This window comes from Archangium primigenium, from assembly GCF_016904885.1.
Taxonomy (GTDB): Bacteria; Myxococcota; Myxococcia; order Myxococcales; family Myxococcaceae; genus Cystobacter; species Cystobacter primigenius.
In genome coordinates, this window is record NZ_JADWYI010000001.1 from 3,626,318 (window position 1) to 3,637,906 (window position 11,589).

Annotated in this window: 8 protein-coding genes; 5 read left to right on the top strand and 3 right to left on the bottom strand. The window is 69.5% G+C overall.

Annotated elements, in window-relative coordinates:
- The first annotated feature begins 74 nt into the window (after window positions 1-74).
- Window positions 75-407 carry a metallothionein gene (locus I3V78_RS15085; RefSeq protein ID WP_204488503.1) on the top strand — a complete coding sequence of 111 codons (333 nt, stop codon included), beginning with the start codon at window positions 75-77 and terminating at the stop codon, window positions 405-407.
- Window positions 408-417: 10 nt separating this feature from the next.
- Here I3V78_RS15085 and I3V78_RS15090 read toward each other — a convergent pair whose 3' ends face one another.
- Together I3V78_RS15090 and nadA are read right to left on the bottom strand one after the other, a co-directional pair.
- Entirely contained in the window at window positions 418-1,005 is a 588-nt protein-coding gene (locus I3V78_RS15090; protein ID WP_204488505.1) for a hypothetical protein, read from the bottom strand.
- A 104-nt stretch (window positions 1,006-1,109) separates the two neighbouring features.
- Window positions 1,110-2,042 (bottom strand): quinolinate synthase NadA, encoded by a 933-nt coding sequence (gene nadA, locus I3V78_RS15095; RefSeq protein ID WP_204488507.1) that lies wholly within the window; start codon window positions 2,040-2,042, stop codon window positions 1,110-1,112.
- Window positions 2,043-2,375: 333 nt separating this feature from the next.
- Here nadA and I3V78_RS15100 point away from each other — a divergent pair, with 333 nt between their 5' ends.
- The 4 genes from I3V78_RS15100 to I3V78_RS15115 all read left to right on the top strand — a co-directional run bounded on the left by I3V78_RS15100 (window position 2,376) and on the right by I3V78_RS15115 (window position 10,039).
- On the top strand, window positions 2,376-4,805 hold the full coding sequence (locus I3V78_RS15100; RefSeq protein ID WP_204488509.1) for a PilZ domain-containing protein: 2,430 nt from the start codon (window positions 2,376-2,378) through the stop codon (window positions 4,803-4,805).
- Window positions 4,802-5,593 (top strand): methyltransferase domain-containing protein, encoded by a 792-nt coding sequence (locus I3V78_RS15105; RefSeq protein WP_204488511.1) that lies wholly within the window; start codon window positions 4,802-4,804, stop codon window positions 5,591-5,593. Before I3V78_RS15100 ends, I3V78_RS15105 begins: the two co-directional genes overlap by 4 nt.
- Window positions 5,590-8,514 carry an ATP-binding response regulator gene (locus I3V78_RS15110; protein WP_239576434.1) on the top strand — a complete coding sequence of 975 codons (2,925 nt, stop codon included), beginning with the start codon at window positions 5,590-5,592 and terminating at the stop codon, window positions 8,512-8,514. The genes I3V78_RS15105 and I3V78_RS15110 overlap by 4 nt, the downstream gene beginning before the upstream one ends.
- Window positions 8,515-8,641: 127 nt before the next feature.
- Window positions 8,642-10,039: a peptide MFS transporter gene (locus I3V78_RS15115; protein WP_204488514.1), complete on the top strand. Its 1,398-nt coding sequence runs from the start codon at window positions 8,642-8,644 to the stop codon at window positions 10,037-10,039.
- A gap of 84 nt (window positions 10,040-10,123) precedes the next feature.
- On the opposite strand, the gene I3V78_RS15120 is transcribed toward I3V78_RS15115, so the two are convergent.
- The gene (locus I3V78_RS15120) at window positions 10,124-11,584 is read right to left on the bottom strand and encodes a POT family MFS transporter (RefSeq protein WP_204488515.1); all 1,461 of its coding nucleotides are present in this window, start codon (window positions 11,582-11,584) and stop codon (window positions 10,124-10,126) included.
- Between the last annotated feature and the right edge of the window lie 5 nt (window positions 11,585-11,589).

The window sequence follows — 11,589 nt, forward strand, 5'->3', positions numbered from 1 at the left end:
ACAGCGTGGGAGGCCTGCGCTATAGCCAAGGGTGGTCGCGAGGTGCCCGTGTTCACCTCGGGAGGTTCACGGACATGAGGCACAAGGACATGCTGATGGCGCTGGTGGCCCTGGGCGGGACCCTGCTCGTCGCGGGGGAGGCGCGCGCGTGTGAGCACCACCGGGCCGCGGACAAGGCCCAGACGGCGCCCGCGCCCGCGAAGGACGTGTCGAAGGCGCCGCCCGAGGACGCCCTGGACGTGCCGCACGCCGCCCGGTGCCAGTGCGGCAGCGCCGCGGACTGCACCTGCAAGAAGGGCACGTGCGAGTGCCCCCGGTGCAAGAAGCCCGGCCGAGAGGAGCCCGCGCCCCTGGAGGCCGAGCCGCCCGCGATGCACGAGGCCCCGCGGGACGGACTCGAGGCGTGAGCGCCCGCCGTCAGCTGGCGTCGCCGCCCTCTTCGGTGGACACCAGCACCGGCCAGCCCCGGGCCATGGCCTCGCGGAAGAAGCCGGCCAGCGCGTAGCGGGCGTTGTTCACCGTGCCCAGGAACGGGTCGACGAGCGACTCCTCGCCCACGCTGCGCCCGGGGTTGAGCTCCACCGAACCGCCGCAGCGCTCGCAGCGGATGGACACCGTGCGCGCCAGCGCCAGGGGCACCGCGTAGCGCGCCCCACACCCCCCACAGTTCCAGACGAGCGCCCGCTCGCCCGCCTCGCGCTTGGCCAGCGCCTCCAACTCGTCCGCCAGGCGCAGCAGCGCGGGCAAGTCCTGGGGCGGCTGGGCGAACACCGCCGAGGGACCCTGTCCCGGCGCGGGGCTGCCCAGCGTGGGCTGGCGATCGCTCGTGAGCAGCGCGCGCAGCTTGTCGCGCGCCTTCACGTCACGGAACTGCGCGCTCGCCAGGGCCCGCTCCACCGCCTCCTGCAAGGGCGGCAGTTCCGGCTCGAGCCGCTCGTCGGCGGGCAGCGTTTGGGGATGAGCCACCAGGCGGTGGCCAGGGAGTGCGACGAATCGAAAACCCATAGATGGCTCCAAGTCGCACCCTAACCGGGCGCGGTGCAAGGCACGATTACGGCACCGCGACGGATTTGCGCGCGCCGACGTGGACGGCGCGCCGCGTCAATGCTTCACAGTGACCACTCCAGCATGCGCCGCAGCGGTGCGAGCGCCGCGCTCTGCAACTCCGGGGGCAGGGTGAGCTGCGGCGTGCCGTCCCTCATGCACTGGTAGAGCTTCTCCAGGGTGTTGAGCCGCATGTAAGGACATTCATTGCATGCGCAGTCATTGTCTGGAGGTGCGGGGATGAAGTGTTTGTCCGGAGCTCCGCGCTTCATCTGGTGGAGGATGCCCGCCTCGGTCACCACGATGAACGTGCGTTTGGGACTGGCCAGCACGTGATCCAACAGCGCCTTGGTGGAACCAATGAAGTCGGCGTGTCGGAGCACCGCCGACTCGCACTCCGGGTGCGCCACCACCTCGGCGTCCGGGTGCTGGACCTTGAGCTGCACGAGCTTCTTCTCACTGAAAATCTCATGCACGATGCAGCTGCCCGGCCACAGCACCATGTCCCGCCCTGTCTGTTTCATCACATACCGGCCCAGGTGCTGATCCGGTGCGAAAAGAATGTTCCGCTCTGGCGGCACACGCTGGACGATCTTCACCGCGTTGGAGGACGTGCAGATGACGTCGCTCAGGGCCTTCACCGCGGCGGAGCTGTTCACGTAGCTCACCACGAAGTGATCGGGGTGTTTTTCCTTGAAAGCGCGGAACGCCGCCGGGGGGCAGCGATCCGAGAGGGAACAGCCCGCCTTGAGGTCTGGCAGGAGCACGGTGCGCGAGGGATTGAGGATCTTCGCCGTCTCGGCCATGAAGTGCACGCCACAGAAGACGATGACGTCCGCGGTCGTCTTCGCCGCGGCCTGCGCGAGCGCCAGACTGTCCCCGACGAAGTCGGCGACGTCCTGGATTTCACTTTCTTGGTAGTAGTGCGCCAGGATGACGGCGTTGAGCCGTTTCTTCAGATCCTGGATTTCCCGCTCGAGATCCACGTGGGCGCTCATCGCATCTCCTTCATGGGCCTCTTTTAACGAGGTGAGCGAGAGCGGCCAAGGTGCGATACTCCGGGTGAAAACGGGCATCCCGGAGGGTCGGGGATGATCCACGCAGGACACTTGACGCCAAGGCTGTCAGGAACCGCTAAGATATTCCCGAGACCGCATTAGGCTGAGGTCAAGCCCGAACTCCTGGTGTCCTCGTATGTCGGATGGTGGAAGAGCCTTTCTCGTGTCACGAGCAACCGGGGCAGATCAGGCGAGGGCCCAGGGGCCGGGCCTGGATGAGCGGTCCGCCCGCGCCAGGATCGGCTGAGTGGTGCGCGTGCCGAGGAGGGGTCCATGAATGTCCCGGTTCGAGACGTATTGGTGGTCCACCCCAACGCCGGTCGGCGCGCGGCGCTCGCCTCGGCGCTCCCCGCGCATCGCGTGGTGGCGGTGGAATCCAAGACGGAAGCGGCCTTCAAGATGGCCGACGCGGTGCCCGTGCTCATCATCGCGCCGCCGGATGACGCGCGGCTGTTCCTCAGACAGGTGGCGCACGCGGCGCCCAACGCGCTGCGCGTCTTCCTCTGCTCGCAGTCGGATCCAGTGGGCCTCGCGGAGCTGATGCGCAGCGCCGCCGAGGGCCATGTCTTCAGCGTGCTGGACGAGGCGTTGTCGGGGCCGGAGTTGGGCCGCACGCTCACGCACCTGCTGCAGAACTTCGGCTCGGCGAGCCTCGCGGTGGCCTCGGCCTCCTACGTGGCCCAGTTCCAGATGGACGAGCAGCCCTTCATGGCGCGCTGCCTCCAGGTGGGCAACTTCGGCGCCAGCCTGCTGTTGCCCGGTGCCCATCCGCCCGCCACGTTCCCTCCGGGCGCGGCGCTCGAGGGCCTGAGCATCGACCGCGCGGGACAGGTCCTCTTCCAGGCGCCCTGGGCGCACGTGCAGCGGGCCCAGCAGGTTCATGATCAATTCGGAGCCCACCTCCAGATAGACGTCGCCTGGGCCGCGGTCATGCATCCGCCGCCGCCCGTTCCCGGCGTGACCATGGAGGACGCCGCCGAGGTGCAGGCCACGCTGCGCAAGGCCCTGCGGCGCGAGTCCGTCATGTGGGTGCAGCGCGCGAACGATCCCGCGGTGCAGCTGCGCGTGGAGGACCCCGTCCTCGAGGGCTCGGGGGAGATGCCCGTGCTCCGGGGCCAGTCCTCGGGCCTGTTGGAGGCGGGCATCGGCGAGGAGGTGGACCTGTTCTTCGAGATGGGCGGCCAGAGCTACTCGGGCGTGAGCCTGCTGCTCGTCAACGAGATGGATGGCCGGCTCGTGGTGGGCCTGCCGCGCTCGCTCGTCATCCGCAACTGGCGCAGCCTGCCGCGCTTCAAGCCCGCGCCGGGCGAGCGCTACCTGGTGTCCTTCCTCGCCCCGCTCACCGGCCTGCCCACCACCCGTCCCGTGATGGACCTGAGCGTGGGGGGCCTGTCCTTCTCCTTCGACGCCTCGCGGGAGATCCTCCCGGCCGGCTCCCGCCTGGACGCCACGCTGCTCATGCCGGACGGTCAGACGACCACGTGCCGGCTGGAGGTGCGCTCCATCCAGGCCATTCCGCCCGAGGAGAGCACGGGCGGCGAGGTGCGGCCCTTTCGCGCCGGGGTGCGGCTCACGGGGCTGTCCACCGAGTGCCGCGACACCATCGTGCGCTCCTTCATGGCCTCGCGCTGCCAGTCCATCTCCGAGGGCTACGCGCTGCCCTTCGAGAAGATCTGGCAGCTCATGCAGGAGGCGCGCTACCGCTTCCACCCGGACTACCCCTTCACCACGGATCCCACGCCCGTGGACCAGGTCGTGGACACCCATCGCCGCGTGTACTCCACGGGCGACCTGGGCCGCTGCCTCGTCTACGGCAACGACAAGGGCCTGCAGGGGCAGATCGCCGCGCTGCGCATCCACTCGCGCACGTGGATCGTCCAGCACCTGGCCGTGCGCCCCGGCGTGCGCCGCAACGAGCACGTCTCCTACGAGCTGAGCAACCTCGCCGTGGAGCTGGGCGAGCTGCAGCACGACGTGGAGTTCGTGCGCTACGCCTGGCGCAAGGACAACCGCTGGCCGAGCCGCCGCATCGGCTGGCTCGCGCGCGCCCTGGAGACGCCGGGCCTGAGCTTCCTGCGCCACTTCGCCTACATGCGGCTGCCCTTGTCGGCGGAGGCGCCCACCCAGGTGCCGGGCCCGGCGCTGCCCCGGGTGCGGGACGGCGTGCGCACCGACTACGTGTGGATCGAGCTGCACCTGCGCGACCGGGGCGAGCTCGTGCGCGTGCTCAGCGAGGACCTGCTCGCCGACGAAGTGGACCTGAGCGGGCTGGACGCGCGCTACCAGGCGCATGGGCTGCGGCGCCGGCGCAAGGTCTTCGTCGTCGACGGGGAGTTCGGGCCGCTGGCCGTGGCGCTGTGCGAGGACAGCTCCCCGGGGCTCAACCTGCTGGAGCAGACCAACGCCTTCTGGCTCATCGTCCCGCGCCGCGACCATCCCCAGACACGCGCGGCCCTGCAGGCCCTCGTGCAGCGGTGCGTGGCGCATGCCCGCGAGCGCGGTCGTCCCTCCGCCATCGGCCTGGTGGAGGAGGAGCACATCGAGTTGCTGGAGGAGGCGGGGTTCCAGAACCTGGGCCGCTTCTCCGAGTGGATCTTCCACCGCTCCATGGTCCGCCGGGTCTGTGAGCTGTGGCGCTCGGTCTTCGAGCGACTGGGCGGCGCGTCCGCTCCCGACTGGTCCGGCGAGGAGGTCGATGAGTGAAGTATGTGATGGAGTCCGGCGATGAAACGCGCCGACTGCTCGTGCAGGAGCAGGCGGACTTCTCGCGCGAGGCGCTGCGGCTGACGGGGCTGAGCACCGGGGCCCGGGTGCTGGACGCCGGCTGCGGTCCGGGAGGCATCACGGCCTTCCTGGCCGAGTGGGTGGGGCCCTCGGGGCAGGTGACGGGCATGGACCTGAGCCCCGAGCGGCTGGCGAACGCGCGGCAACTCAACCAGCATCACGCCCACGTCCAGTTCCACTCGGCGGACATCCGCCGCACGGGCCTGCCCGACGCCGCGTTCGACTTCACCTGGAGCCAGTTCGTCCTGCAGTACCTGCCGGACCGCTGGGACGCCCTCGCGGAGCTCGCGCGTGTCACGCGCCCCGGGGGCAAGGTCGTCATCTCCGAGTTCGATGGCTTCGGCATGGACTTCTGGCCCGCTCCCGAGCCCCTGCGCGATTGGTGCCTGCGCTTCACCCAGGCCATCGAGCGCACCGTGGGCCTGGATATTCATGTGGGCCGCAAGGTCTTCCACGCCATGCGGCGCCTGGGCCTGCGCGATGTGCGTGTCCACCTGCTGCCGCAGTACGTCATCGCCGGCGCGGCGGATTCCGCCATGTATCTGGACTGGGAAACGCGCTTTTCCGCACTGGAATCCGCGTTGGCCCCGGTGCTCGGAGGAGTGGAGGATTACCGGTTGATGAGCCGGAAGTACCTGGAGTTACTGGCGGATTCCGACGCGTTGAAGTACTCGATCCTCCTGGTCACAGAAGGAACGCGGCCTTGAACGAGCTGGAAGCGGAGAGCGAGCGCACGCACCATCCGGACAACGCGCCGGAGATCGGCGTGCGTGTCACGTCCACGTTGTTGCTCTACTTCGAGCGGCGCTACGGCGCGGCCCAGCTCGCCGACGTCTTCCGCCGCCACGCGTTCAGCCTGTCGCTGGACTACCTGCGCACGACCACCAACTTCATCTCGCTGCCCTTCCTGGAGCGGCTGGCGGACGTGCTGGTCGCCGAGTCGAAGGATCCGCAGTTCATGCGCAAGGCGGGCTTGTCCATGGCGTCTCCGGACGCGCTGGGCTTCGCCTACTACATGATCCGCGCGTTCGGCTCGCTGGAGATCTGCTTTCGCAAGACGGTGGAGCTCACGGCGAGCTTCAACCGCGTGGGCCACTTCGAGATCGAGCAGCTGGAGCGCGAGCGGCTGGTGCTCACCTACCGCAGCACCGCGCGCGAGCGGCACCGCCACATCTGCGAGCTGCGCATGGGCCAGTTCGCCTCCTTTCCCACCATCTGGGGCCTGCCGCCCGCGGAGGTGAGCGAGAGCCAGTGCCAGGTGCTGGGCGCGGACGCGTGCCGCTACCACCTGCGCTGGATCGATCCGCTGCCCATGTGGGGCCGCTACATGGGCCTCTTGCTGGGCGCCATGAGCGGCGTGGGCGCGAGCCTGTTCGGCCTGGGCCACACCGCCTTCACCATCTCCGTGATGTCCATCGCCGGCGTGTCGCTCGGCAGCTGGTGGGACCTGAGCCGGGAGATGGGCCGCAAGGACGAGGCCCTGAGCGAGCAGGCCGAGGGCATGATGGGCTCGCTCGAGGAGCTCCAGCAGCGCTACGACGAGATGTTCCGCATCAACGTCGCGCTGGAGGACCGCGTGGCCGCGCGCACGCGCGAGATCACCGAGACCAACGTGCGGCTGGAGGCGGCGCTCGCCAAGCAGAAGGAGCTGGACCGGCTCAAGAGCGAGTTCTTCGACAACGTGAGCCACGAGCTGCGCACGCCCCTCACGCTCATCCTGCTCACGCTCGACTCGCTGCTGCAGCGCGGCCACCAGGAGTTCACCCTCCCGGTGCGCCAGCACCTGGAGACCATGAACCGCAGCGCCTCGCGCCTCTTGCGGCTCATCAACAACCTGCTCGACCTGACCAAGCTGGAGGCGGGCAAGACGAAGCTGCGCTACGAGCCGCTGGAGATCGAGGCCTTCCTGTCCTCGCTGCTGGTGCCCTTCGAGGTGCTCGCGGACAAGAAGGGCGTGGCGCTGGAGCTGGAGGGCGGCGCCCCCACGCCGGTGTTCGCGGACGTGTCGCGCATCGAGAGCGTCTTCCAGAACCTCATCTCCAACGCCCTCAAGTTCACCTCCGAGGGCCGGGTGACGGTGCGCCTGCACGAGGACGACACCTGGGTGCACGTGGAGGTGATCGACTCGGGCGTGGGCATCGCCGCGCAGGACCTGTCGGTCATCTTCGACCGCTTCGCCCAGGCGGACTCCTCGGGCACGCGGCGCTTTGGCGGCACGGGCATCGGGCTGGCGCTGGTGAAGGAGACGCTCGAGCTGCACAAGGGCGGCATCGAGGTGTCGAGCGAGCTGGGCAAGGGCTCCAACTTCCACGTGCGGCTGCGCAAGGGGCCCTCGCCCACGCGCGAGGAGACGCCCGAGGTCCGCGTCGAGCCCGTGGTGAGCCGTCCCCTGGGCCGCTCGCTGGACGCGGCGGCGCTGCTGGAGTCGGAGACGCCCGTGGTCAGCGTGGCGGCCCTGGAGGCCCTGCCCGTGGCGCCGCAGAACATCGAGGCCGGCCCGGACGCCAAGCGCGTGCTGCTCGTGGAGGACGAGCCGGAGATCCGCGGCTTCCTGCGCGAGGTGCTCAAGCCCTACTACCGTCTGCTCGAGGCGAGCAACGGCGAGGAGGGCCTGAACATGGCGCGCAAGGAGCGGCCGGACCTGGTCGTCTCGGACGTGATGATGCCGGTGATGTCGGGCCTGCAGATGCTCACCGCGCTGCGCGCCTCGCCGGAGACGGTGGACCTGCCCATCATCCTGCTCACCGCGCGCCAGGAGGTGGACGCCAAGGTGGAGGGCCTGACCATGGGCGCCAACGACTACCTGGCCAAGCCCTTCAGCCCCCGCGAGATGCTCGCGCGCATCGAGGCCCAACTGCGCCTGCGCGACGCGGCGGTGCGCGCCGCGGAGAACGAGCGGCTGGCGGCCACGGGCCTGCTCACCTCGGGCTTCGCCCACGAGGTGCGCAACCCCCTCAACGGCCTGATGAACGCGCTCTTGCCCCTGCGCGAGAGCATCACCAGCACCACGCCCGACCCCGGCATGTCCATCGCCATGCTGGAGCTCATCGAGGAGTGTGGCCACCGCATCCGCCAGCTCGCCGAGGGCCTGCTGGCCTTCGTGCGCACCGGCACCAAGGCCATGGCGGTGGACCTGGGCGCCTCGCTCGACGCGAGCGTCCAGGCGCTGTCCTGGCGCCTGCCGCCGGACATGAAGGTGGAGCGCGACTACCAGTGCGCCGAGCCCGTCTGGAGCGACCCGGGCTCGCTCAACCAGGTGTGGGTCAACCTGCTGGACAACGCCGTGCGGGCCGTGGGCAAGGACGGTCAGGTCAAGGTGCGCACGTTCCGCGACGGCACCGACGCCGTCGTGTCCATCATCGACAACGGCGGCGGCATCAAGCCCGAGCACATGGATCGGCTCTTCCAGCCCTTCTTCTCCACCCGGGACGCGGGCGAGGGAACGGGCCTGGGCCTCGCGCTCTGCCAGCGCATCGTGCTGCAGCAGGGCGGCCGCATCCGCATCTTCAGCGAGTACGGCAAGGGCACGCGCGTGGAGGTCCGCCTGCCCCTGGAAGCGGATCCGGATCGCCTCCTGCCGCCGCTGCTCTCCGATGGCCGGGTGCGTCAGCATCACTGGAACACCTGAGCCCGCTCGCCCCCCGCTCGAGTGGGGGGCGGCTCGCCGAGGGTTGCCTGTCTGACAGGTCGGGCCGCTTCTGATAGAAGCAGGGGCCTTTTTCCCCCCTTCACCCCACCCGCGAGGACACCCGCGCATGGCACAGAGTCCGGCCACCTCCACCCTCGGAGGTCACCCCAAGGGCCTCTTCCTGCTGTTCACCACCGAGATGTGGGAGCGCATGAGCTATTACGGCATGCGCGCCCTGCTGGTGCTCTACATGGTGGGCGCCACCAAGGACGGCGGCTTCGGCTGGAGCCAGTCCAAGGCGCTGCAGATCTTCGGCCTCTACACGGGCCTCGTGTACGCCACGCCGGTGCTCGGCGGCTACCTGGCGGATCGCTTCCTGGGCCAGCGGCTGTCGGTGATGCTCGGCGGCGTCCTGATGATGCTCGGCCAGTTCCTCCTGGCCATGCCCGGCAACACCGAGGCGCTCTTCTTCGGCGGCCTGGGCCTCCTGGTGGTGGGCAACGGCTTCTTCAAGCCCAACATCTCCACCATGGTGGGGGGCCTGTACGGCGCCGGTGACTCGCGCCGCGACGGCGCCTTCACCATCTTCTACATCGGCATCAACGTGGGCGCGTTCCTCGCCTCGGCCGTGTGCGGCACCCTGGGCGAGAAGTACGGCTGGTCCTGGGGCTTCGGCTCGGCGGGCGTGGGCATGGGCCTGGGCGTGCTCGTCTTCCTGCTGCTCGGCAACCGCTACCTGGGCGACGTGGGCAAGAGCCCCTCCAAGGCGGTGCGCAAGGCGGACAACACCCCCGCGGCGCCCGCGGCGGCCCTCACCCGCGCCGAGGTGGACCGCATCATCGTCATCCTCGTGCTCGCGCTCTTCGTCGTCTTCTTCTGGACCGCCTTCGAGCAGGCCGGCGGCCTGATGAACCTCTACACGGACGCCAAGGTGGACCGGAACCTGCTCGGCATGCAGGTGCCCACGACCTGGTTCCAGGCCATCAACCCCATCTTCATCATCGGCCTGGGCCCCCTGTTCGCCGAGATGTGGACCAACCTGGGCCGCAAGGGCCGCGACCCCTCCATCCCCGCGAAGATGGCCTTCGGCCTGCTGCTCGTCTCCTTCGGCTTCGTGTTCATGCTGGGCGCGTCCCAGCAGAGCGCGGCCGAGGGCAAGGCGGCGATGATGTGGGTGGTGGCGGCCTACTTCTTCCACACCGCGGGCGAGCTGTGCCTGTCCCCGGTGGGCCTCTCCATGGTGACGAAGCTGGCGCCCGCGCGCTTCGCCTCGGCGCTCATGGGCGTGTGGTTCATCGCCAACGCGGTGGCCAACTACCTGGCGGGCCTCATCGGCGGCTACGCGGAGAAGATGGGCGAGTTCGACCTCTTCCTCGCCATCACCATCGCCACGGCCGTGGCCGGCGCGGTGCTGCTGGCCGTCGCGCCCGTGCTCAAGCGGATGATGCACGGCGCGGACGAGGTGAAGCCCGTGGATCCCGCGGCCCCCGCGGGCGGGTCCGTGTCCAACATCCAGGCGGCCTGAGGCCGTCCCGCCGTCTTCCCCCGCTCGGGGTCCTGAACGCCGGAGCACTCCCCGTGCTCCGGCGTTGTCGTGTCCGGCGTCCGGCTAGCGGGCGCGCGGCTCGGGCCCGTCCAGGGGCGGCTGGGCGCGGTCGGGCACCACGCTCGCCGCGTCCACCTGGTAGTAGTCCCGCACCTGGTAGCGCCGCGCCATGAGGCCCATGCCCACCGCGGCCACGAGCGCCAGGCCGCCGTAGAAGAAGAACTGCCCCGCGCCGGTGAAGACGTTGAGCGTGGTGGCGATGGCCACCGCCACGTTGGCCAGCGTGGAGGTGAGCAGCCAGAGGCTCTGGACGATGCCCTTCATCTCGCGCGGCGCCTGGGTGTAGGCGAACTCGAGCCCCGTGGTGGACACGAGGATCTCCGCCAGGGTGAGCACCACGTAGGGCAGGAGCTGCCAGGCGATGTTGAGCACCGTGCCGCGCTCGAGCACCACCTGGAAGTAGCCCGCGATGGCGTAGGAGAAGGCGCCCACGGCGAGCCCCAGCGGCATGCGGCGCAACGGGGTGAGCTCCCAGCCCAGGCGCTGGAAGGCCGGGTACACCAGGCCCACCAGCAGCGGGATGAGGATCATCACCAGCGCCGGGTTGATGAACTGCATCTGGCTCGGCTGGAAGGTGAAGGGGCCCACCTGGGGATCCATGGCGCGCGCCTGGATGACCCACGTGCTGGCCTTCTGATCGAACAGCATCCAGAAGAAGGGGATGGTGGGCAGCAGCAGCGTGCTCACGCGCAGCACGGCCTTGGCGCCCTCCACGGCCTCGGTGGGGTGCTCGCGCCGGGCGCCATCCAGCCAGTGCTCGCCCTGCTTCGGCCCGCGCAGCGCGGAGCCGAGGACCTTGAGGAACGAGTGCGGATTGGGGCCCGTGGGCGGCACCACCACGTAGTGCTTGCGGCCGGCCCAGAAGATGATCGTGGCCACGAACATGAGCACGCCGGGAATGCCGAATGCCACCGCCGGGCCCAGGTGCTTGAGCGTGAGGGGGATGAGCAGCGAGGCGAAGAACGAGCCGAAGTTGATGGTCCAGTAGAAGATGGCGAAGACGCGCTTGACCAGGTGCTTGTTCTCCGCGGTGAACTGGTCGCCCACCATGGCGCTCACGCACGGCTTGATGCCACCGCTGCCCACGGAGATGAGCACGAGGCCCGCGTAGAAACCCGTGGCGTTGTTCTCGAAGAGGGCCAGGAACGCATGGCCCAGGCAGTACACGAGGCTCAGCCACAGGATGACCCGGTACTTGCCCAGCCAGCGGTCCGCGAGATAGCCGCCCAGCAGCGGGAAGAAGTACACGCCCGCCATGAACAGGTGCATCAGGCTCTTGGCCTGGGCCGTGCGCGCGCCCTCGTCCGGCACGGCGTTGCGCAGCAGGTAGTCGATGAGGAACACCGTGAGGATGTTCCGCATCCCGTAGAAGCTGAAGCGCTCACACGCCTCGTTGCCGATGATGTAGGGGATCTGCGGTGGGAAGCGACCGGGGGCGGCGGCGGCGCTGGGGGGTGGGGCCATCCGCC

Coding starts and splice junctions, on each gene's coding strand:
- I3V78_RS15085 (WP_204488503.1), top strand. CDS start 75: ATGAGGCACAAGGACATGCTGATGGCGCTGGTGGCCCTGGGCGGGACC.
- I3V78_RS15090 (WP_204488505.1), bottom strand. CDS start 1,005: ATGGGTTTTCGATTCGTCGCACTCCCTGGCCACCGCCTGGTGGCTCAT.
- nadA (WP_204488507.1), bottom strand. CDS start 2,042: ATGAGCGCCCACGTGGATCTCGAGCGGGAAATCCAGGATCTGAAGAAA.
- I3V78_RS15100 (WP_204488509.1), top strand. CDS start 2,376: ATGAATGTCCCGGTTCGAGACGTATTGGTGGTCCACCCCAACGCCGGT.
- I3V78_RS15115 (WP_204488514.1), top strand. CDS start 8,642: ATGGCACAGAGTCCGGCCACCTCCACCCTCGGAGGTCACCCCAAGGGC.
- I3V78_RS15120 (WP_204488515.1), bottom strand. CDS start 11,584: ATGGCCCCACCCCCCAGCGCCGCCGCCGCCCCCGGTCGCTTCCCACCG.